Source organism: Streptomyces sp. NK15101 (genome assembly GCF_020400725.1).
Taxonomy (GTDB): Bacteria; Actinomycetota; Actinomycetes; order Streptomycetales; family Streptomycetaceae; genus Streptomyces.
The window spans coordinates 61,573-82,737 of record NZ_JAINVG010000026.1 but is presented as its reverse complement, the minus strand read 5'-3'; the positions used below and the strand labels follow the sequence as shown (position 1 = coordinate 82,737).

The window sequence follows — 21,165 nt, the reverse complement described above, 5'->3', positions numbered from 1 at the left end:
GGCTCAGCGCGCGCCCGCGCCCGCCGGCACCCGTTCTCTCGGGAGCCCGCTCGCGAGGTCCTCGGCCACGATCTTCTTGGCGATGGCGTCCGTCGCCACCCGCAGCTCGGGCCCGCTGGGCCGGCCGCGCTCCCGCGCGACCGCGTCGGAGAGCCACTCGCCCCAGGCGCGGGTGATGACGTCCGCCTCGCGCCTGCCCGCCTGCGTGTGGGAGAGCAGGTTGCCGTCGCGGGTGAGGAAGCCCTCGTCGACCATCCGGTCGAAGACCGGCAGCAGCACCTCGGGCGGCACCCGCCGGCCGGCCGCGATCAGGCCGAGGCTCGCGTGCCCGACCGTCCGCGTGAAGAGTTCGACCTGCATCACCGCCCAGGCCCCGGCCGTGTCGAGCCGGGTGTCGGACGCGGCGACGATCCGCCGGGCCGTCTCGTAGTCGGTGCGCCGCAGGATCCGGCCGACGACCAGTTCGAGGAGCTTCTCCGAGTCGCCGGACATGGTGGGGGAGCCGAAGCCCTCGCCCATGTCGGGGGCGGCGGAGCGGGCCGAGTCGCGCAGCTCTACCTGCTTGAGGAAGAGGGCGACGACGAAGCCGACGGCCGCGACCGGCACCGTCCAGAGGAAGACGGTCTGCAGGGTGTCCGCGTAGGCCCGGACGATCGGCTCGGCGATCCGGTCCGGGAGGGCGTGCAGCCCGGCCGGGCTCTGCGCGGCCTGCGCGATCCCGGCCGGATCCACGCCGAGGCTCCTGGCGACGGTGCCGGCCTCGACGACACCGCTGGTGAGGTTGGGCCGGAGGGAGTTGGCGTAGATCGTGCCGAAGACGGCCGTGCCGAAGGAGCTGCCGAGGGTGCGGAAGAAGGTGACGCCGGAGGTGGCGGTGCCGAGGTCGGAGTAGTCGACGGTGTTCTGCACGGCGATGGTCAGGACCTGCATGCACAGGCCGATGCCGGTGCCGAGGACGAACATGTACAGCGATTCCAGCCAGGTGCCGGTGTCCGGTCCCATGAGGGAGAGCAGGAAGAGGCCGATGCCCATCACCAGACAGCCGACGATGGGGAAGACCCGGTACCGGCCGCTCTTGCTGACGACGTTGCCGCTGAAGATCGAGGCGATGAGCAGGCCGACGACCATGGGCAGGGTGCGGATGCCGGACATGGTCGCCGACTCCCCGTCGACGTACTGCAGATAGGTCGGCAGGAAGGTCATCGCGCCGAGCATGGCGAAGCCGACGACGAAGCTGAGCACGGAGCAGACGGTGAAGACCGGGTTCCGGAACAGCCGCATGGGCAGCATGGGCTGGACCGCCCGGGTCTCGATCCAGCAGAAGAGCCCCAGGGCGACGAGACCGCCCGCGAAGAGTCCGATGATGACGCCGGAGCCCCAGGCGTACTCGTTGCCGCCCCAACTGGTCGCCAGGATCAGGGCGCTGGAGCCGACGGCGACGAACGCGATGCCGGCGTAGTCGATGACCGGCCGGCTCGCGGAGCGCACCGAGGGGATCGAGCGGGCGGCGGCGATGACGACGAGGATCGCGATGGGGACGTTGACGTAGAAGGCCCAGCGCCAGCTGAGGTGGTCGGTGAACAGACCGCCGAGGAGCGGGCCGACGACGGTCGAGACGCCGAAGACGGCCCCGATCGCGCCCTGGTACTTGCCGCGGTCGCGCAGGGGGATCACATCGGCGATGAGCGCCATGGAGGTGACCATCAGACCGCCGGCGCCGATGCCCTGGAGGCCGCGCCAGACGATCAGCAGCGTCATGTTGGTGGCGAGTCCGCAGAGGAACGAGCCGGTGATGAAGACGACCGCGGAGATCTGGAAGATCACCTTGCGGCCGAAGAGGTCGCCGAACTTGCCGACGAGGACGGTGGCGACCGTCTCGGCCAGCAGGTACGAGGTGACCACCCAGGACATGTGGGCGGCGCCGCCGAGGTCCGAGACGATCGTGGGCAGGGCAGTGCCGACGATCGTCTGGTCGAGGGCGGCGAGGAGGACGCCCAGCATGATCGTGCCGAAGACGATGTTGCGGCGGCGGCTGTCGAGCACGGGTGGCTCGGTGGCGGCCGTGGGTGCGGGCGCTGCGTCGCTGGTCGTGGTCACCCTCGCAGCGTCACACCGCCGCCGCCCTCACGCATGCGGGGGACGGCCGGACAGGTGGGGGCGGATCAGGGGGTGACGGGCAGTCGGGGGTGGTGCTTGGCGAGGATCTTGTTGGCCCGCGCCAGGGCGGCGAGCGCGTGCTCGCGGTCCGCCCGGTCCTCCGCGCAGAGCGGTCCCCGGAAGCGGTACACCTCGCGCGCCGCGCAGTCCGCGTCGACCTCGGCCTGGAGGACGTGCAGCGGCAGGCAGGCGCCGATCATCGCGGCCACGCTGTCGGGGATCGGGACGGGAACGAGGCGCGAGGGCGAGGTGATCACGGGTCAGTCCTAGTCGGTCCGGGGAGGGTACGGAAGAGTCTCCTCTCCATACGTACCGGATGGCCGTACGGGTTCCGGCACGGCGGTGTCGCGAGCGGGCAACGGCGGGGTGCGCCGGCGGAGGGCGGCGCGGGCCCCGGAGGAGCGGCGCGCGCGGCGGTGCGGTCCGGTGCCGGGCGCGTTCCCGCAGGTACGGGGGCGGGTGGCCGCCGCCGCTTTGCGCACCGTCCTTGCGTATCGCGCGGGAGTTCGTCGAACACATGACCTGATCACGGTGGCGGGGGCCGGCGGCCCGGCCGTGGAATGTGTGGCATCTCACGTACCGGTCCGGCTGCTTCCGCCGGCGTCCGTTCCGTGCTTGCGGTCGCCGTCCGCCGTCTCCGGGCCGCGGTCCACGGGGTCTATGTGATCCACGTGATCTACGTGAAGATCTCCGCCAGGTCGTACGAGACGGGTTCCCCCAGTTGCGCGTAGCCGCAGGAGTCCGGCGTCCGGTCCGGGCGCCACCGCTTGAACTGGGCGGTGTGACGGAACCGGTCCCCCTCCATGTGGTCGTAGCCGACCTCGCAGACCCGCTCCGGCCGCAGCGCGACCCAGGACGGGTCCTTCCTGCCCGACCAGCGGTTCGGGGCGCCCGGCAGCCGGGCGCTCTCGTGCGCGGCCTCGTCCGTCCACGCCGCCCACGGGTGCCCGTCCGGGGGATCCATCCGGAGCGGCTCCAGCTCCTCGACGAGCTCGGCGCGGCGGGCGGCGGTGAAGGCCGCGCACACGCCGACGTGCTGGAGGGCGCCCCGCTCGTCGTAGAGGCCGAGCAGTAGCGAGCCGACGACCGGTCCGCCCTTGTGGAAGCGGTATCCGGCGACGACGACGTCGGCCGTCCGCTCGTGCTTGATCTTGTACATGAGGCGGGCGTCCGGCTGGTACGCCAGGTCGAGCGGCTTGGCGATCACCCCGTCGAGGCCGGCGCCCTCGTACTGATCGAACCAGCGCGCCGCGAGCCCGGCGTCCCGGGTCGCCGGGGCCAGGTGGAGGGGCGCGCCGACCCCGGCGAGGACCCGCTCCAGGGCCGCCCGGCGCTCGCTCAGCGGGGTGTCGAGCAGCGAGTCGTCCCCGAGGGCGAGCAGGTCGAAGGCGATGAACCGGGCCGGGGTGGTCTCGGCGAGCAGACGGATCCGGGAGGCGGCCGGATGGATGCGCTCCGCGAGCCGGTCGAAGTCCAGGCGGCCGTCGTGCTCGACGACGATCTCCCCGTCGACGACGCAGCGCTCCGGCAGCCGGGCCGTCAGCGCCTCGACCAGCTCGGGGAAGTAGCGGGTGAGCGGCTTGCCCGTCCGGCTGCCGATGACGAGCTCCGGCCCGTCCCGGTGCACGATCGCGCGGAAGCCGTCCCACTTCGCCTCGTAGTGCATCCCGGGTGGGATCCGCTTCGCGGGCTTGGCCAGCATCGGTTTCACGGGCGGCATCACCGGGAGGTCCATGGGCCGATTGTCCGGTATGCGCTACTTGTCGGCGAACCCTAGGCTGACCGGCATGGCAGGCAAGGCGGCGGCGGTGGAACTCGAAGTGGGCGACCGGACCGTGCGGATCTCCAGCCCCGACAAGGTGTACTTCCCGGAGCCCGGCTACACCAAGATGGACCTGGTCCGGTACTACCTGGCCGTGGGCGACGGCATCACCCGCGCCCTGCGGGACCGCCCCACCACCCTGGAGCGCCGGCCCGACGGGATGACCGGCGAGTCCTTCTTCCAGAAGCGCGCCCCGAAGCACCTCCCGGACTGGATCCCGACGGCCCGCATCACCTTCCCCAGCGGCCGGACGGCCGACGAGATGTGCCCCACCGGGCCGGCGGCCGTGCTGTGGGCGGCCAATCTCGGCACCGTCACCTTCCACCCCTGGCCGGTGCGCCGGGACGACACCGACCGTCCCGACGAGCTCCGCATCGACCTCGACCCCCAGCCCGGCACGGACTACGCCGACGCCGTCCGCGCCGCACGCGAGCTGCGCGCGGTCCTCGACGAGCACGGGCTGCGCGGCTGGCCGAAGACCTCCGGCGGCCGGGGCCTCCACGTCTTCGTGCCCATTCATCCCCGATGGACGTTCACCCAGGTCAGGCGGGCGGCGATCGCCTGCGGCCGGGAGCTGGAGCGGCGGATGCCGGACCGGGTCACGACCGGGTGGTGGAAGGAGGAGCGCGGCGAGCGGATCTTCGTCGACTACAACCAGATGGCCCGGGACCGCACGATGGCCTCCGCCTACTCCGTGCGCCCCCGGCCGAACGCCCCCGTCTCGGCGCCGCTGAGGTGGGAGGAGATCGGCGAGGTCGTGCCGCAGGACTTCGACATCAGGACGATGCCGGCCCGGTACGCGGAGGTCGGCGACGTCCACGCCGACATGGACGACGAGCGGTTCGGTCTGGAGTCGCTGCTCGAACTGGCCCGGCGGGACGAGGCGGAACGCGGTCTCGGCGACCTGCCGTACCCGCCGGAGTACCCGAAGATGCCGGGCGAGCCGAAGCGGGTGCAGCCGAGCCGGGCGAAGGAGGGGACCGAGGGGGAGTAGGGGCGGAGGGGGAGCGGGGGGCGGAGGGCCGGGACGCTTCCGGGGGACGTCGCCGGCCTCATGGTCCACTCTGAAACAACACGAACGATCGTGCTAGCATTTTTTCGTGCCCAGGACGACCGAGGAGATCCGGCATGTACCCCATGGCCCCGCTCATCCGCACCGCCCTGAACGCCGCCGCGCGCCTCGCCCCGGGCCGGGCCGGCCGCTGGGCCTTCCACCTCTTCACCCGGCCGCTCGGCAGGGCCCGGCTCCGACCGGGGGAGGCCGCGCTCTTCGCGGGCGCGCGCACCGACCGCCTCCGCGTCCGCGGCAAGGAGGTGGTCACGTACGCCTGGGGTGACGGCCGGCGGCCCGTCCTGCTCGTCCACGGCTGGTCCTCCCGCGCCTCGCGGCTCGGTGCCTTCGCCGAGGAGCTCCTCGCGCGGGGCTACAGCCCGGTCGCCTTCGACGCGCCCGGCCACGGCGACTCCTCCGGCAAGGCGAGCAACATCGTCGAATACCGGGAGATCATCCGGGAGTTGCACGCCCGGCACGGCGACTTCGAGGCCGTCGTCGCCCATTCGTTCGGCGTCCTCGCCTCCCTCTTCGCCCTCCGCGACGGCGTCCGCACCTCCCGCTTCGTGGGGCTCGGCGGCGTCGGCTCCTTCGAGATGGTCCTGGAGGGCTTCCAGGCGGGACTCGGCCTGGACGACCGGGTGATGCGGGCCCTGCGCGCGCACGTCGAGCGGCGGCTCGTCCCCGGCGAGCCCGGCGTCTGGGAGCGCTTCGGCGCCGACCACGCGCCGGACGAACTCGGCGCGCCCGTCCTGCTGTTCCACGACGAGGGCGACGACATGGTGCCCCTGGCCCAGGCGCGGTTCCTCGCCCGGGCCCACGGCGGGCGGGCCCGGCTCGTCGTCACCCGGGGGCTCGGCCACCGCCGCATCCTCATGGACCCCGACGTGGTGGCCGAGGCGGTGGGTTTCGCGACGGCGGGCGCCGTCACGGAGCGGGCGGCCGGCGCGCGCCAGGGTGTCGGCGCGACGGCGCCGTGAGGGGGGGCGCCCGTCGGGGCCTTCGTGACGTCCGCGCGGCTCCTCGGGGCGCCCCGGCGCGGAGTCTTCGGGGTGCCGGCGCGGAGTTCTCGGGGCGTCCGGCGCGAGGTCCTCGGGGCGTCCGGTCAGGCCGGGTCGGCGAGCGCCGCCCGGCCCTTGTCCGTGGCCGAGGCGAGCAGGCGGGCCGTGACGCCCCGCTCGGCGAGGGCGTACGCGCCGGGCTCGCCGAACAGCACGGACTGGGCGTTGGCCGCCTCCATGAGGGCGATCACCTCGAAGGCCAGCTGCTCCGCGTCCAGGTCCTCGACGAACTCCCCGACGGCGCGCGCCTCCGTCAGGGCCCCCTCCACGTACGCGGTCCAGTCGCGGCGGGCCCCGGCGACGGCGTCGTGGACCGGGCCCGTACGGGCGTCGAACTCGGCCGAGACCGCGTAGAAGAAGCAGCCGCCCGCGAACACCCGCTCCGCGGAGTACGCGAGCCAGTTCCGGCACAGCTCGCGCACCCGCCGCGCGCCGGGCGGCAGGTCCTCCAGCGGAGCGACGACGCGGCCGGCGAAGACGGCGACGGCGGCCCTGACGGTGGCGAGCTGGAGCTCCTCCTTGGAGCCGAAGAGGGCGAAGACACCGCTCTTGCTCAGCTCCAGCTCGGTCGCGATCCGTCCCAGGGACAGGCCTTCGAGCCCTTCGACCGAGGCGATGTCCATCGTCCGGCCGAGGACGAGGCGCCGCGTCTGATTGCCCCGCTCGACCCGTCCGTCCGTCTTGGTCCGGGTGCCGCTTCCGGTGCTGCCGCTCATGGCCCCATCGTACTGAACGCACGACCGTGCGGATATTTCCGCGTGGCATCGGGTGCTACCCGGCCCGCCCTCCCGGTTCCCGCCGCTCCGCCGGCGCGAGCAGCAGCACCTCCAGGGCCCGCGCGCAGGCCCGCGCCTGCGCCAGGTACCAGTCGAGCCGCGCGTCGGTGATCAGCTCGGGCGCCCCTCGCACCGCGAGCGCGAACCGGGCGTGCCCCGCGCGCTCCAGGACCGGCACGGCCACCGTCCGCACCCCGTGGGCCGGCTCGCCGCCGTCGAGGGCGTACCCCGCCTCCCGTACGCGTACCAACTCGGCGGCCAGGGAGGGCGGTTCGGCGACGGTCCGCTCCGTGGACGCGTGCGGCGGCACCGAGCGCGGGCCGCCCTCGCCCGTCCGGGGCCACGCGAGCAGCACCTTCCCGAGCGCCGTCGAGTGCAGCGGTCGGCGCAACCCCGCCCTCGGGGTCACCGGACCGCCCGCCACGATCACCGCGTACGGGCCGCTGCGCAGCGCCAGATCGGCCGTCGCCCCCGTCCGCTCGGCGAGATCGGACAGCTCGGGCGCGGCCAGGTGCAGCCCCCGCTGGTGGTACGAGAGCCGGCCCAGCTCGGTCATCGCCGGACCGAGGCGGTAGCGCGCGGTCCGGGCGTCCTGCTCCAGGAAGCCCGCGCCGAGCAGGGTGCGGGCCAGCCGGTGGGCCGTCGAGGTGGAGAGCCCGAGCCGGCGCGCGAGGTCGGAGGCGCTCAGATCGGGCCCGTTGTCGTGGAAGCAGTGCAGCACGTCCAGTGCGCGGCGGACCGCCTGGGCGCCCGCCGGGGGTCGGACGATGCCGGCCTCGGTCGTCATAGGGTTCGCTCCCCGTGGGTGATCGGGCTCCCACGCTCCCACATGACGGGAGCCGAACCGGGCTCCGGAGGAGGCTGGAAACACTCCGTTCACGAGAGATCCCGCATCGTGGGAGCCCGGTCGGGAACGGCGGAACGGCCGTGCCGGGCGCCGGGTATGCGCCATTGATCGAACGTTGATGGCGTGTTTACGGCGCTTGGGCAAGCTGTCGGTCATGCAGACGGATACCGACGTGCTGACCGCCCCCGACCTCTCCTGGCGCGAGAACGCCCTGTGCGCCCAGGCCGGCCCGGAGTTCTTCTTCCCGGCCCCCGGCTCGTCGACGCGCGAGGCGAAGCAGCTGTGCGGGGCGTGCGAGGGGCGCCTGGCGTGCCTGGAGTACGCCCTGACCCACGACGAGCGGTTCGGGGTGTGGGGCGGACTCTCCGAGAAGGAGCGCGGGCGGCTCAGGCGGCGGAGCCGCTGAGCCGCCGGCTCCCCGGCCGTTCCGGTGGGGCGGCTCGGGCAGCCCGGCGGCTCGGCGGGCGACTCCTGTGAGGGGCGGCGGCTCCCGCGGGGGACGGCGGCTCAGTCGGCCGCGCGCGCGGCCATCCGGGCCTTGCGGGCCGCGAGCTTCTCGTCGAACTTGCTCGCCTCGCTGTCCAGGCCGTTCATGTAGAGCCCCAGCTCCTCCTGGGCGCGCAGGCCGTCCGGGCCGAGGCCCTCGATCTGGAGGACCTTGAGGAAGCGCAGGACGGGCTGGAGGACGTCGTCGTGGTGGATGCGCATGTTGTAGATCTCGCCGATCGCCATCTGCGCGGCCGCCCGCTCGAAGCCCGGCATGCCGTGTCCGGGCATCCGGAAGTTGACCACGACGTCCCGCACGGCCTGCATGGTCAGGTCGGGGGCGATCTCGAAGGCCGCGCCCAGCAGGTTGCGGTAGAAGACCATGTGCAGGTTCTCGTCGGTGGCGATGCGGGCGAGCATCCGGTCGCAGACCGGGTCGCCGGACTGGTGGCCGGTGTTGCGGTGCGAGATGCGGGTGGCGAGCTCCTGGAAGGCCACGTACGCGACGGAGTGCAGCATCGAGTGCCGGTTGTCGGACTCGAAGCCCTCGCTCATGTGCGCCATCCGGAACTGCTCCAGCTTGTCCGGGTCGACGGCGCGCGAGGCGAGCAGGTAGTCGCGCATCACGATGCCGTGCCGGCCCTCCTCGGCGGTCCAGCGGTGCACCCAGGTGCCCCAGGCGCCGTCGCGGCCGAAGAGGCTGGCGATCTCGTGGTGGTAGCTCGGGAGGTTGTCCTCGGTGAGCAGGTTGACGACGAGCGCGATCTTGCCGATCTCGGTGACCTTGGACTGCGACGGCTCCCAGGCCTCGCCGTCCTCGAAGAAGCCGGGGAAGTTGCGGCCGTCCGACCACGGCACGTACTCGTGCGGCATCCAGTCCTTGGTGACCTTCAGGTGCCGGTTGAGCTCCTTCTCCACGACCTCTTCGAGCGCGTAGAGCAGCCGTGCGTCGGTCCACCCTGTCGAGCTGCCGAGGGAGTGAGAGGTGAGCGTCAAGGGAACTCCTGGGGACGGAGAGGGCATACGGGCATACCTACGGATTCGTAGGTTACGAGACCGTAGGTTAAGCCTCCGTAAGTCGTCGGCCAAGCCTGTCCCGGCGATGTCCGGTTACGTTCCGTTATGCGTGCAGCTCCGACGGGGTCGTGGAGACGCAGGTCACGCCAGGACCGGTCGCCGGGAGTCAATCGGCCGACTACACAGCGCAGATGTCCGGCGGCTCAGAGCAGCCGACCGGCCGACCGCTCTCCACGGCCGGGACGATCACCCGCGCACCGACCTCCGCTTCCGCGCCCGCGCGCCCGAGGAGCGCCGCGACCGCCGCGCCCCGCGGCACATGGCCGTGGGGCGCGGCGGTCGTCGCCGTGCGGAGGCCCCCGGTCCCGGGCGTCACCCCGCCCCCGGTCCGGGGCTCACTCCGCGCTAGGGCCCCGGGAGTCGCTCCGGCGGGGGCTCGGGGCCGTCCCCCTGACCTCCTCCGCCGTCGTCGGCCGCAGCTCGCCGTCGAGCAGCAGCCAGCGGGTGATCCCCAGCGACTCGAGGAACGCCACGTCGTGGCTCGCCACGATCAGCGCCCCCTCGTAGGCCTCCAGGGCCGCCGTCAGCTTCCGCACCGACGCCATGTCCAGGTTGTTCGTCGGCTCGTCCAGCATCAGCAGCTGCGGAGCCGGCTCCGCGAGGAGCAGCGCGGCGAGCGTCGCCCGGAACCGCTCCCCGCCCGACAGGGTGCCGACGGGCCGGTCCGCCCGCGCCCCGCGGAACAGGAACCGGGCGAGGCGCGCCCTGATCGCGTTCGCCGTCGCCGCGGGGGCGAAACGCGCCACGTTCTCCACCACGCTCAGCCCGTCGTCGAGCACGTCGAGCCGCTGCGGCAGGAAGCGCAGCGGCACCCGCGCGTCCGTCTCGCCCGCCAGCGGCTCCAGCTCCCCGGCGATCGTCCGGAGCAGCGTCGTCTTCCCGGCGCCGTTCCGGCCGACCAGGGCGATCCGCTCCGGGCCGCGCAGCTCGAACGCGCCGTCCACCCGGGCCCCGTAGCGCAGCTCCAGGTCCCGCAGGTGCAGCACCTCGCGGCCCGGAGGTACCGAGGTGCGGGGCAGCTCGACCCGGATCTCGTCGTCGTCCCGTACCGCTTCCACCGCCGCGTCGAGCCGCTCCCTGGCCTCGCCGAGGCGTTCCGCGTGCAGCGTGCGCTGCTTGCCGGCCGTCACCTGCGCGGCGCGCTTCTGCCCGTTCGCGACGATCTTGGACGAGACCCTGTTCTCGAAGCTCTTCTGTCCGTACCGCCTGCGGCGCGCCAACTTCATCTGGGTGTCGGCGAGTTCGCGCTTCTGACGCTGTACGTCGGCCTCGGCGACCCGCACCATCCGCTCCGCCGCCTCCTGTTCGGCGGCGAGCGCCGTCTCGTAGGCGGTCCAGTTGCCGCCGTACCAGGCGACCTCGCCGTCGCGCAGATCGGCGATCTGGTCGACCCGCTCCAGGAGTTCCCGGTCGTGGCTGACCACGACCAGGACCCCCGACCACTTCTCCACCGCCTCGTACAGCCGGGCGCGGGCGTGCAGGTCCAGGTTGTTGGTCGGCTCGTCGAGCAGCAGCACGTCGGGCCGGGCGAGCAGCAGCGCGGCGAGGCGCAGCAGCACGGACTCGCCGCCCGAGATCTCGCCCACGGTCCGGTCCAGGCCGACGTGGTCGAGTCCGAGCTGGTCGAGGACGGCCCGGGCCCGCTCCTCCACGTCCCAGTCGTCGCCGAGGGCGGTGAAGTGCTCCTCCGAGGCGTCGCCCGCCTCGATGGCGTGCAGGGCGGCCCGCTTGCCGGCGACGCCGAGGATCTCGTCCACCCGCCGCGAGGTGTCCAGGACCAGGTTCTGCGGGAGGTGTCCCAGCTCACCGGTGACCCGGACGGTGCCGGACGCGGGCGTCAGTTCGCCCGCGATCAGCTTCAGGAGCGTGGACTTGCCGGAGCCGTTGAGCCCGACGAGGCCGGTGCGGCCGGGACCGATCGAGAGCCGGAAGTCGTCGAGGACCTCGGTGCCGTCGGGCCAGGAGAAGGAGAGGGCGGAACAGGTGATGAAGGTGGGGTGATGCGCCATGGAGGCCTCCCGGTCGCGCGAGCGTGGAAATGGGGCAACGCGAGAGACACCGGGGCGCGGGCAGTGTGGAGAACGGCTCGTACGCCGAGGTCGAGAACGGCACACGCGGCACAGGGGGCACGCGCGGCTCGGTGTCTCGCAACCTCAGACGAGCAACGTCCTTCTCCGATCGGGCGACGACAAGGTCGGTACGGACCGTACGGCCCGGACGGGGAGACCCGCAAACGATTTACGCGGTGGATTCTCAGGGGTGCTCGCGGAGCAGCTCCGCGAGGTCCTGGTCCCAGTCCAGGTACTGGTGCTCGCGCCCCGCCGGCACCAGGTGCTGCGAGCGCTCCAGGAAGCGGCGCAGCTCGGAGGTCCGCACATGGACCATGGCCACCCCCTCCGGGGCGTGGAACTCGACCACCGTGCGGTCGTAGCCGTACGGACGCAGGCGCACGTCCCCGACCCCGGCCGGGCGCTCGACCCCCTGGACGAGCAGCTCGCGCGCGAAGGCCCAGGAGACCTCGACGCCCTCCAGGGTCGCCGGCGGCGGAAAGGCCATGCTCACGGCGTACGGATCCTGCCGGTCGTACCGCAGCGTGGCGGGGACGGTCTCCATCCGGGGAGCGGATGCGACCAGACGGGCCTGTACGGCCTGCTCGATGACGGCGGACAAGACCGGCTCCTCTCACACGGGCTTCGAGTCCTGTGCGTCTCCCCGACACCAGGGCACCTGACACCCCTCAAGACGAGCGGCGCGGCCGGAACGTGCACTCGGTCCCCACGTGAGCTGCGTCACCGGTTTCCCGGGTGTCCGGCACGGAGGCGGGGACGGGCCGGTCGTCAGCGCTCGTCGGGGACGTCGTCGTCCGGTTCGGCGCAGGGGCCCGAGTGGTCGCAGTACGGCTGGTTGCCGGAGGCTCCGCAACCGCAGAGCATCACGCGCGTCTCGTGCCGGTCGCCGTGGGCGCCGGTCACGATGAGGTCGCCCCGCACCACCAGCTGCCCGGCGGGCGTGCGCCGGACCGTGGTGGGGGAGTCCGGGGCTTCGGCGACGGCGTCATCGAGGTGGTGGTGGTACTGGAGCGCGCCGGAGGGACAGCGCCGGACGACCTCCCCGACCCGGGCGGGCACGGCGGCGTCGGGCAGCACCCACGGGCGCCGGGAGAGGTCGAAGACCTCCGGCAGGCCGTGGACGCACTCGGCCGCGTGCAGACAGCGGCGCGGCTCGAAGGTGACGGTGATGCCCTCGCCCTCGTACTCCTTGAGCCTCGGCTTCTCGTCGCCGGCCCGCTCGCTCGTCCGGTCGGCCGTCGCACGGTCGGTCATGCGACCAGCCTAGGAACGCCCGGCCCCGGACGCACCCTGGACGGGGAGCGTCCCGGGGCACTAGCTTCCGGCGCCATGACGTCCATGGGGAAGACGAGACGAACGATGTCGGTGGGGCTGATCGGGGCGGCGCTCGCGCTGACCCTGGCCGCCCCGGCGCGGGCCGGGGAGACCCCCACGGCAGCGGCCGGCTGGCAGCTGACACCGACCGGCACCGACGCCCGCTTCCGGGGGCTCGCACCGGTCGACCGCGGGACCGCGTGGGCCGCGGGCTCGAAGGGCACGGTGCTGCGCACCACCGACGGCGGCCGGAGCTGGCGGAACGTGTCGCCGCCCGGGGCGGGCGACCTGGAGTTCCGCGACGTCGAGGCCTTCGACGCCCGCCGGGCCGTCGTCCTCGCCATCGGCGAGGGCGAGGCCTCCCGGGTGCTGCGCACCGAGGACGGCGGCGCCACCTGGACCGAGTCCTTCCGGAACACCGACGCACGGGCCTTCTACGACTGCATGACCTTCTTCGACCACCGGCACGGACTCGCCATGAGCGACCCGGTCGACGGGAAGTACCGCATCCTCTCCACCCGGGACGGCGGCCGCTCCTGGGAGGTCCTGCCGAGCACCGGGATGCCGGACGCGCTCCCCGGCGAGGCGGGCTTCGCCGCGAGCGGCCAGTGCCTCGTCTCGGCCGGCCCCCGGGACGTGTGGCTCGCGACGGGCGGCGGCGCCACCGCGCGCGTGCTCCACTCCGCCGACCGGGGACTGACCTGGACCGCCACGGACACGCCGATCCCGGCCGGCGACCCGGCCCGCGGCGTCTTCGGGCTCGCCTTCCGCGACCGTGCGCACGGCATCGCCGTCGGCGGCGACTACCGCAAGGACCAGCCGTCGCCGCGGGCCGGCGCGGCCAGCACCGACGGGGGCCGCACCTGGCGCCCCTCGGCCACGCCGCCGCCCGCCTACCGCTCCGGCGTCGCCTGGCTCCCGCACAGCAAGACGGCCGCGCTCGCCGTCGGCCCCACCGGCACCGACCTCACCACCGACGGGGGCCGCACCTGGCGCACGGTCGACACCGGCTCGTACGACACGGTCGACTGCACCCCGGACGGCTCCTGCTGGGCCTCCGGAGAGAAGGGCCGCATCGCCCGCCTGGCCGCGAAGCCCTAGGAGGGCAGCTGCTCCCGGTACGCGGCGATCCCGTCGACCGTCTTGGTCGCGTAGAACTCCGTGATCCGGTACACGCACACGCCCTCGACGCTGAACGGGTCGGCCGCCGCGATCCTCTCGATCTCCGCGCGGTCGACCCCGGCGGCCAGGATCACCCCGCCGTCCCGGGGGTTCTTCCGCCCCGATGCCAGGAACACGCCGGCGGCGTACTGCGCGTCGAGCCACTCGACGTGCGCGTCGAGCAGCGCGTCCACCCGCTCGACGGGCGCGGTGTAGGTCAATTCGAGTATGAACATGATCGCCAGGCTACCCGTGCCCCCGGTGGCGCCCGGGGCGCCGGGGCCTGCGCTCAGCGAAGACCGCGCCTCTCGCGCTCGGCTTCGATCAGTTCCTCCATGAGCGCCTCCGGGTCCACCGCGTACGCCGTGTCGTCGAGGGCGTCGCGGTCCCGGGTGCTCAGCGGTAGGCCGAGCCCGGCGAGTTCGGCGGCCAGTTCCGCGAACGCGATGCGCTGGTCGGGCTCGTCCTGGTGACCCGCCTGCTCGGCGGCGGCCCCCTCGGCCAGGGTGAGGCCGGCCATGCTCCAGAAGGTGAATTCGGTGTCCAGCTCTATGAGGGGCCAGGCACGGTCCGAGGGCTCGTCGGGGTGCAGCCAGTAGCCGACCCACCCCTTTCCGCCCTTCGCCACGAGCTTGACGTGCCCGGCCATCTCCGCGGCTCCGGCGTTGACGGCCTGCATCTCCGGGTCCGCGAGTTCCTCTTCGCTCAGGTAGCCGGTGTCCAGGAGCGGGTGAACCTCTCCCGCCTCGAAGAATTCGAGGTCGAGAAGGCGGGCGAAGTCGGTGCGGCCTTCCCACTGGGCCACCAGCAGCACGCGCAGATCGTCGGGTACCGGCCGGCCGTCCAGCCGCTCGCGGGAGAACTCGGCGAGCCGTGCGTCGTACATGCGCCCCCTCCAGAGGTCGAAGCAAGATCCTCGCTTCAACGTAACAGCGGTGTCCGACAGGAGACCGGGCACGCCGGCGACCGCCGCTTCCCGCCGTCATCCGGGACCGGAGCACCCCCTAGGGTGACCCGTCATGACGATCATCGGGATTCCGGCGGGCTGGCCCGCCGACGAGGACGCCGCGCGGGACGTGCAGCGGGAGCTGCGGGGGCGGCTCGTGCTCGGGGAGAGCGGGCCGCCGCCGGGGGAGGGGCACGTCACCGGGCTCGACGTGGCCTACGACGACGAGCGCGACCTCGTCGCCGCCGCGGCCGTCGTGCTCGACGCGCGGACCCTCGACGTGGTGGAGGAGGCCACGGCGGTCGGCCGGGTCTCCTTCCCGTACGTCCCCGGCCTCCTCGCCTTCCGTGAGATCCCGACCGTGCTCGCCGCGCTCGACGCCCTGACCGCCGACCCCGGCCTGCTGGTCTGCGACGGCTACGGCCTCGCCCACCCCCGCCGCTTCGGCCTCGCCAGCCACCTCGGGGTGCTCACCGGACGGCCGTCCATCGGCGTCGCCAAGAACCCCTTCACCTTCACGTACGACCGGCCCGGCGACGCCCGCGGCGACTTCGCCCCGCTCCTCGCCGACGGGGAGGAGGTCGGCAGGGCCCTGCGGACCCAGGCCGGGGTCAAGCCCGTCTACGTCTCCGTGGGCCACCGCGTCTCCCTCGACAACGCCTGCGCCCACACCCTGCTGCTCTCCCCGCGCTACCGCGTGCCCGAGACCACCCGTCACGCCGACTCCCTCTGCCGCAAGGCGCTCAGGGAGGCGCAGGAGTCACTCGGATCCGTCTGAGTACCCCGGGTGAGTACCCGTACGGATGCCCGTTGTCACACCCCCACGGCAGAGTGGGGTCCATGACAGCTCGCGTTCCCGCACCCCGCGGCCTCACCGCCGCCCTCGCCGTCGCCGGGGTCTCCGCCCTCGCCTGGGCCTGCGCCATCCTGTACGTCATCGCGGACTGGACGCTCGGATGATCGGACGCCTGCGCTGCGCCGTCCTCGACTGCCCGGACGCCCGCGAACTGGCCGCGTTCTACCAGGGGTTGCTGGGCGGCGAGATCGCTTGCCCCGACCCGGCGCTCGCCGTCGGAGAGGACTCCGCCGTACTGTGCGACGAGGGCGGCCCGGTGCTCGCCTTCCAGAGCGTGGCCGACCACCGCCCGCCCGTCTGGGGCGCGCCCGAGCAGCAGTTCCACCTGGACGTACGGGTCGGGGACCCGGCCGCCGCCCACGCGGCCGTGCTCACGCTCGGGGCCACGCCGCTCGACGGGGGCGAGGCGCCCTCCTGGCGCGTCTACGCCGACCCGGCGGGCCACCCCTTCCGCCTCGTCCGCGCCTGATCCGAGGCGTCGCCCGGGCCCGTCCTCCGGACCGGCCGGCTCGCGGCCTGATCCGAAAGGACACGCCTCAACTCCGGTGCGCCACCCGGAAGCGGATGCCCGCCGCCCGCAGCCGGCCGATCAGGGCGTCGCCCATCGCCACCGCCGTCGTCACCTGGCCCGCCGTCTTCGGCAGGGGATCGAAGGCGAGGCAGAGGGCCGACTCGGCGAGCATCCTCGCCGTCTCGTCGTAGCCCGGGTCGCCGCCGGAGACCTCGGTGAAGACCCGCCGCCCGCCGCCCTCGCCGACGAACCGGACCGAGAACCAGCTGCGGGCGCGGCGCTCGGCCGACGGGCCCTGGCCCGACGAGTAACGTCCCATCAGCCAGGAGCGGACCGGCGGCAGTTGGGCGGCGACGACGCTCGCGCCGATGGCGGCCGTGCCGCCGAGGGCCATCGGGAGGGTCTTCACGGAGGCGTAGTGCCGGTAGCGGAAGTCCGGTCCGTAGCGTTCGAGGGCGGCGGCCGAGCGGGCCACGACCTGCGGGTCGAGCGTCGGCAGCGGCAGCGCCCAGGTGCCCGTCTCCCGGCTGAACCGCGGTCCGCCCAGGGGCGCGCGGGCCCGGCGGCCCACGAGGCGCGGTTCGTGCAGCCGCCGTTCGTGCGCGGCCCGCAGGATCTCCCGGCCCCGGCCGAACGCGGTGAGCGCCGAGGCGAAGGTGCCGCCGGAGAAGGCGGCGCCCGCCCGGACGAAGCCGTCGACGCGCAGCGGTACGTCCTCCGGCAGCTGCCGGACGGTGAAGTACACGCCCAGGTCGTGCGGGACGGAGTCGAAGCCGCAGGCGTGCACGATCCGGGCGCCGGTCTCCCGGGCGCGCGCGTCGTGCCGCACGAACATGAGGTCCACGAACTCGGACTCGCCCGTCAGGTCCAGATAGTCGGTGCCCGCCTCCGCGCAGGCCGCGACCAGCCCCTCACCGTGCCAGACGTACGGCCCGACCGTGGTCGCCACCACCCGAGCGGACTCGGCGAGTTCGCGCAGCGAGCCGGGGTCGGCGGAGTCGGCGACGAGCAGCGGCAGGGCGGCGAGCCGCGGCCGTCCGGCGGCAAGCCGGTCCCGCAGGGCCTCCAGCTTGCCGAGGCTGCGCCCGGCGAGCGCCCAGCGGCAGTCCGCGGGGGCGTGCTCGGCCAGGTACTCCGCGGTGAGCTCGCCCACGAAGCCGGTCGCCCCGAAGAGGACCACGTCGTACGGTCTGGCTCCGGTCTCGCGCCCCACGCCCGCCCCTGTCTCCATCAAGCCCTCATCTCGGCCGTACCGCGTCGCCGCGCGGTTGTCGTCGGCGGAGGATAGCGGAACCGGGGGCGGACTCCCGCTCCCGGATCCGGCCCGATCCGGAAGACGGGCCCCGGACCCCGGGCCTCCGGAATTTCCAAGCGCTTGCTCGGTCCGGGGGCTTGTGCCGAGTGGAACACGTTCCTAGCATCTTCGGTGTTACAGCATTGGTGTCACACGTATCTGGGGGCTCGATGAGCACGACGCACACCGCCCGCAACGGCCCGCTCACGGGCGTGCGCGTGGTCGAACTCGCCGGGATCGGCCCCGGCCCCTTCGCCGCCATGCTCCTGGCCGACCTCGGTGCCGACGTCGTCCGCGTCGACCGTCCCGGCGGCGCCGGCATCGGCATCGACCCCGCCCGCGACCTCACCAACCGCAACAAGCGCTCCGTCCTCGTCGACCTCAAGGCCGAGGACGGCCCCGCCACCGTGCTCGACCTCGTCGAGCGGGCCGACATCCTCGTCGAGGGCTACCGGCCCGGCGTCGCCGAACGCCTCGGCGTCGGCCCCGAGGCCTGCCTCGCCCGCAACCCGCGCCTCGTCTACGGCCGGATGACCGGCTGGGGCCAGGACGGCCCGCTCGCCCCGACCGCAGGACACGACATCGGATACATCGCGATCACCGGCGCCCTCGGCATGTTCGGCCCCGACCCGGACGGCCCGCCCACCGTCCCCGCCAACCTCGTCGGCGACTACGCGGGCGGCTCCCTCTACCTCGTCATCGGCGTCCTCGCCGCCCTCCAGCACGCCCGGACGCACGGCGAGGGCCAGGTCGTCGACGCCGCCATCGTCGACGGCACCGCGCACCTCACCACCATGATCCACGGCATGCTCGCGGCCGGCGGCTGGCAGGACCGCAGGGGCGTCAACCTGCTCGACGGCGGCTGCCCCTTCTACGGCGTGTACGAGACCTCCGACGGCGGCCACATGGCGGTCGGCGCCCTGGAGGAACGGTTCTACGCCGAGTTCGTGCGCCTCCTCGGCGCCGAGGAGGTCGCCGCCGCCCGCCACGACCTCGCCCGCTGGCCCGAGCTGCGCAAGGCCGTCGCCGACCGCTTCCGGAGCCGCACCCGCGAGGAGTGGACCGCCGTCTTCGACGGCAGCGACGCCTGTGTCGCTCCCGTCCTCTCCCTCCGCGAGGCTCCCGCCCATCCGCACCTCGCGGCCCGCGCCACCTTCACCGAGCGGGACGGGATCGCGCAGCCCGCCCCCGCACCCCGCTTCTCCGTCACCCCCGGCACCCTCCGCACGGGTCCCGCCCTGCCCGGTGCCGACACCGCCGGCGTCGCCCGCGACTGGGCCGTGCCCACCCTGAAGACCCAGGAGACCGAAGCATGAAGCGCCAGCTGTACACCGCCGACCACGAGGCCTTCAGGGCGGTCGTCCGCACCTTCCTGGAGAAGGAGGTGCTGCCCCACTACGCCCAGTGGGAGAAGGACGGCATCGTCTCCCGGGAGGTCTGGCTCGCCGCCGGACGGCAGGGCCTGCTCGGGCTCGCCGTCGACGAGGAGTACGGCGGTGGCGGCAACCCCGACTTCCGCTACGGCGCCGTCCTGGCCGAGGAGTTCACCCGGGCCGGCGCCCCCGGTCTCGCCATCGGCCTGCACAACGACATCATCGGCCCCTACCTCACCTCGCTCGGCACCGAGGAGCAGAAGCGGCGCTGGCTGCCCGGCTTCTGCTCAGGCGAGCTGATCACCGCCATCGCCATGACGGAACCCGGCGCCGGCTCCGACCTCCAGGGCATCCGCACCACCGCCGAGGACCACGGCGACCACTGGATCCTCAACGGCTCCAAGACCTTCATCTCCAACGGCATCCTCGCCGACCTGGTGGTCGTCGTCGCCCGGACCACCCCCGAGGGCGGCGCCCACGGCCTCTCCCTGCTCGTCGTCGAGCGCGGCGCGGAGGGCTTCGAGCGCGGCCGGAACCTCGACAAGATCGGCCAGAAGTCCCAGGACACCGCCGAACTCTTCTTCACCGACGTCCGCGTCCCGAAGGAGAACCTGCTCGGCGAGCTCAACGGCGCCTTCGTCCACCTCATGACCAACCTCGCCCAAGAGCGCCTCGCCATCGCCGTCGCCGGCATCGCCGGGGCCGAGCACCTCCTGGAGCTCACCACCCGGTACGTCAAGGAGCGCGAGGCGTTCGGCCGCCCGCTCTCCCGGCTCCAGCACATCCGCTTCGAGATCGCCGAGATGGCCACCGAGTGCGCCGTCACCCGGACCTTCGTCGACCGCTGCATCGAGGAGCACGGCGAGGGCGGTCTCGACGCCGTCCACGCCTCCATGGCCAAGTGGTGGGCGACCGAGCTCCAGAAGCGGGTCGCCGACCGCTGCCTGCAACTGCACGGGGGGTACGGCTACATGAGCGAATTCCCGGTCGCCCGTGCCTTCACCGACGGCCGGATCCAGACCATCTACGGCGGTACGACCGAGATCATGAAGGAGATCATCGGCCGCTCCCTCCTCGGCTGACCCGCCCCGCACCCCCGAAGAACCCCCATCGCGAAAGGCTTCCCGTGAGCACCGAAGCGTACGTGTACGACGCGATCCGCACCCCGCGCGGACGCGGCAAGGCCAACGGCTCCCTGCACGGCACCAAGCCCATCGACCTGGTCGTCGGGCTCATCCGGGAGATCCAGTCCCGCAACCCCGGACTCGACCCGGCCGCCATCGACGACATCGTCCTCGGCGTCGTCGGCCCGGTCGGCGACCAGGGCTCCGACATCGCCCGGATCGCCGCCATCGCCGCCGGCCTGCCCGACACCGTCGCGGGCGTCCAGGAGAACCGCTTCTGCGCCTCCGGCCTCGAAGCGGTCAACATGGCCGCCATGAAGGTCCGCTCCGGCTGGGAGGACCTCGTCCTCGCCGGCGGCGTCGAGTCCATGTCCCGCGTCCCGATGGCCTCCGACGGCGGCGCCTGGTTCGCCGACCCGATGACCAACCTGGCGACCAACTTCGTCCCCCAGGGCATCGGCGCCGACCTCATCGCCACCCTTGAGGGCTTCACCCGCCGCGACGTCGACGAGTACGCCGCCCTCTCCCAGGAGCGCGCCGCGGCCGCCGTCAAGGACGGCCGCTTCGTCCGCTCGATCGTCCCCGTCAAGGACCGCGCCGGACTCACCGTCCTCGACCACGACGAGTTCCTGCGCCCCGGCACCACCGCCGACACCCTCGCCAAGCTCAAGCCGTCCTTCAAGGACATCGGCGAGCTCGGCGGCTTCGACGCGGTCGCCCTGCAGAAGTACCACTGGGTCGAGGAGATCGACCACGTCCACCACGCGGGCAACTCCTCCGGCATCGTCGACGGAGCCTCGCTGCTCGCCATCGGCTCCAAGGAGGTCGGCGAGCGGTACGGGCTCGCGCCGCGCGCCCGGATCGTCTCGGCCGCCGTCTCCGGATCCGAGCCGACCATCATGCTCACCGGCCCCGCCCCGGCCACCCGCAAGGCCCTCGCCAAGGCCGGCCTCACCATCGACGACATCGACCTCGTCGAGATCAACGAGGCCTTCGCCGCCGTCGTCCTGCGCTTCGTCAAGGACATGGGCCTCTCCCTGGACAAGGTCAACGTCAACGGCGGCGCCATCGCGCTCGGCCACCCGCTCGGCGCCACCGGCGGCATGATCCTCGGCACCCTCGTCGACGAGCTGGAGCGCCAGGACAAGCGCTACGGCCTCGCCACCCTCTGCGTGGGCGGCGGCATGGGCATCGCCACCGTCGTCGAGCGCGTCTGACCGTCCCGTCCGCACCCCTTCTT

At 73.3% G+C, this 21,165-nt stretch carries 22 protein-coding genes; 10 read left to right on the top strand and 12 right to left on the bottom strand.

What is annotated here, in order from left to right; genetic code table 11:
* Nucleotides 1–3 precede the first annotated feature (3 nt).
* The 3 genes from K7G60_RS16565 to K7G60_RS16555 all read right to left on the bottom strand — a co-directional run bounded on the left by K7G60_RS16565 (nt 4) and on the right by K7G60_RS16555 (nt 3,892).
* Nucleotides 4–2,097 carry an MDR family MFS transporter gene (locus K7G60_RS16565; RefSeq protein ID WP_225801674.1) on the bottom strand — a complete coding sequence of 698 codons (2,094 nt, stop codon included), beginning with the start codon at nt 2,095–2,097 and terminating at the stop codon, nt 4–6.
* Between the two features lie 65 nt (nt 2,098–2,162).
* Nucleotides 2,163–2,357, bottom strand: a complete 195-nt coding sequence (locus tag K7G60_RS16560; protein ID WP_221518607.1) for a hypothetical protein — start codon at nt 2,355–2,357, stop codon at nt 2,163–2,165.
* Between the two features lie 476 nt (nt 2,358–2,833).
* Entirely contained in the window at nt 2,834–3,892 is a 1,059-nt protein-coding gene (locus tag K7G60_RS16555; protein ID WP_225801673.1) for an ATP-dependent DNA ligase, read from the bottom strand.
* 52 nt (nt 3,893–3,944) lie between these two features.
* On the opposite strand from K7G60_RS16555, the gene ligD reads away from it, so the two are divergent.
* A complete protein-coding gene (gene ligD, locus K7G60_RS16550) occupies nt 3,945–4,973 on the top strand; it encodes a non-homologous end-joining DNA ligase (protein ID WP_225801672.1) in 1,029 nt (342 codons plus the stop codon).
* A gap of 134 nt (nt 4,974–5,107) precedes the next feature.
* On the top strand, nt 5,108–6,010 hold the full coding sequence (locus K7G60_RS16545; protein WP_225801671.1) for an alpha/beta fold hydrolase: 903 nt from the start codon (nt 5,108–5,110) through the stop codon (nt 6,008–6,010).
* Between the two features lie 125 nt (nt 6,011–6,135).
* Here the strand turns inward: K7G60_RS16545 and K7G60_RS16540 are convergent, their stop codons facing one another.
* Both K7G60_RS16540 and K7G60_RS16535 read right to left on the bottom strand, forming a co-directional pair.
* A complete protein-coding gene (locus K7G60_RS16540) occupies nt 6,136–6,807 on the bottom strand; it encodes a TetR/AcrR family transcriptional regulator (RefSeq protein WP_225801670.1) in 672 nt (223 codons plus the stop codon).
* Between the two features lie 55 nt (nt 6,808–6,862).
* A complete protein-coding gene (locus K7G60_RS16535; protein WP_225801669.1) occupies nt 6,863–7,654 on the bottom strand; it encodes an IclR family transcriptional regulator in 792 nt (263 codons plus the stop codon).
* A 214-nt stretch (nt 7,655–7,868) separates the two neighbouring features.
* Here K7G60_RS16535 and K7G60_RS16530 point away from each other — a divergent pair, with 214 nt between their 5' ends.
* Nucleotides 7,869–8,120, top strand: coding sequence for a WhiB family transcriptional regulator (locus K7G60_RS16530; RefSeq protein WP_225801668.1), 252 nt, complete (start codon nt 7,869–7,871; stop codon nt 8,118–8,120).
* A gap of 101 nt (nt 8,121–8,221) precedes the next feature.
* On the opposite strand, the gene K7G60_RS16525 is transcribed toward K7G60_RS16530, so the two are convergent.
* From K7G60_RS16525 to K7G60_RS16510, 4 genes are all read right to left on the bottom strand, one after another.
* Nucleotides 8,222–9,196 carry an acyl-ACP desaturase gene (locus K7G60_RS16525; protein WP_225801667.1) on the bottom strand — a complete coding sequence of 325 codons (975 nt, stop codon included), beginning with the start codon at nt 9,194–9,196 and terminating at the stop codon, nt 8,222–8,224.
* Nucleotides 9,197–9,612: 416 nt separating this feature from the next.
* Nucleotides 9,613–11,286, bottom strand: a complete 1,674-nt coding sequence (locus tag K7G60_RS16520) for an ABC-F family ATP-binding cassette domain-containing protein (protein WP_225801666.1) — start codon at nt 11,284–11,286, stop codon at nt 9,613–9,615.
* 244 nt (nt 11,287–11,530) lie between these two features.
* The gene (locus tag K7G60_RS16515; RefSeq protein WP_225801665.1) at nt 11,531–11,947 is read right to left on the bottom strand and encodes an SsgA family sporulation/cell division regulator; all 417 of its coding nucleotides are present in this window, start codon (nt 11,945–11,947) and stop codon (nt 11,531–11,533) included.
* 167 nt (nt 11,948–12,114) lie between these two features.
* Nucleotides 12,115–12,600: a (4Fe-4S)-binding protein gene (locus K7G60_RS16510; protein WP_225801664.1), complete on the bottom strand. Its 486-nt coding sequence runs from the start codon at nt 12,598–12,600 to the stop codon at nt 12,115–12,117.
* An 84-nt stretch (nt 12,601–12,684) separates the two neighbouring features.
* Here K7G60_RS16510 and K7G60_RS16505 point away from each other — a divergent pair, with 84 nt between their 5' ends.
* Nucleotides 12,685–13,761: an oxidoreductase gene (locus K7G60_RS16505; protein ID WP_225801689.1), complete on the top strand. Its 1,077-nt coding sequence runs from the start codon at nt 12,685–12,687 to the stop codon at nt 13,759–13,761.
* Here the strand turns inward: K7G60_RS16505 and K7G60_RS16500 are convergent.
* Nucleotides 13,758–14,057, bottom strand: a complete 300-nt coding sequence (locus tag K7G60_RS16500; protein WP_225801663.1) for a YciI family protein — start codon at nt 14,055–14,057, stop codon at nt 13,758–13,760. The genes K7G60_RS16505 and K7G60_RS16500 overlap by 4 nt on opposite strands.
* A 53-nt stretch (nt 14,058–14,110) precedes the next feature.
* Entirely contained in the window at nt 14,111–14,707 is a 597-nt protein-coding gene (locus tag K7G60_RS16495) for a hypothetical protein (protein ID WP_225801662.1), read from the bottom strand.
* 133 nt (nt 14,708–14,840) lie between these two features.
* Here K7G60_RS16495 and K7G60_RS16490 point away from each other — a divergent pair, with 133 nt between their 5' ends.
* The 3 genes from K7G60_RS16490 to K7G60_RS16485 all read left to right on the top strand — a co-directional run bounded on the left by K7G60_RS16490 (nt 14,841) and on the right by K7G60_RS16485 (nt 16,092).
* Complete coding sequence (locus tag K7G60_RS16490) at nt 14,841–15,545, top strand: endonuclease V (RefSeq protein WP_225801661.1); 705 nt, start codon at nt 14,841–14,843, stop codon at nt 15,543–15,545.
* Between the two features lie 62 nt (nt 15,546–15,607).
* Nucleotides 15,608–15,727 carry a morphogenic membrane protein MmpA gene (gene mmpA / locus K7G60_RS39405; RefSeq protein ID WP_374115636.1) on the top strand — a complete coding sequence of 40 codons (120 nt, stop codon included), beginning with the start codon at nt 15,608–15,610 and terminating at the stop codon, nt 15,725–15,727.
* Nucleotides 15,724–16,092 (top strand): VOC family protein, encoded by a 369-nt coding sequence (locus tag K7G60_RS16485; protein WP_225801660.1) that lies wholly within the window; start codon nt 15,724–15,726, stop codon nt 16,090–16,092. The genes mmpA and K7G60_RS16485 overlap by 4 nt, the downstream gene beginning before the upstream one ends.
* A gap of 67 nt (nt 16,093–16,159) precedes the next feature.
* On the opposite strand, the gene K7G60_RS16480 is transcribed toward K7G60_RS16485, so the two are convergent.
* Nucleotides 16,160–17,365, bottom strand: a complete 1,206-nt coding sequence (locus K7G60_RS16480) for a saccharopine dehydrogenase NADP-binding domain-containing protein (RefSeq protein WP_263985965.1) — start codon at nt 17,363–17,365, stop codon at nt 16,160–16,162.
* Between the two features lie 233 nt (nt 17,366–17,598).
* Between K7G60_RS16480 and K7G60_RS16475 the strand changes: the two genes are divergently transcribed.
* Genes K7G60_RS16475 through K7G60_RS16465 form a run of 3 tightly spaced genes read left to right on the top strand, consistent with a single transcriptional unit; the run spans nt 17,599 to nt 21,142 of the window.
* Nucleotides 17,599–18,744, top strand: coding sequence for a CaiB/BaiF CoA-transferase family protein (locus K7G60_RS16475; protein ID WP_225801659.1), 1,146 nt, complete (start codon nt 17,599–17,601; stop codon nt 18,742–18,744).
* On the top strand, nt 18,741–19,883 hold the full coding sequence (locus tag K7G60_RS16470) for an acyl-CoA dehydrogenase family protein (RefSeq protein ID WP_225801658.1): 1,143 nt from the start codon (nt 18,741–18,743) through the stop codon (nt 19,881–19,883). Before K7G60_RS16475 ends, K7G60_RS16470 begins: the two co-directional genes overlap by 4 nt.
* A 44-nt stretch (nt 19,884–19,927) precedes the next feature.
* Nucleotides 19,928–21,142, top strand: coding sequence for an acetyl-CoA C-acetyltransferase (locus tag K7G60_RS16465; RefSeq protein WP_225801657.1), 1,215 nt, complete (start codon nt 19,928–19,930; stop codon nt 21,140–21,142).
* Nucleotides 21,143–21,165 lie beyond the last annotated feature (23 nt).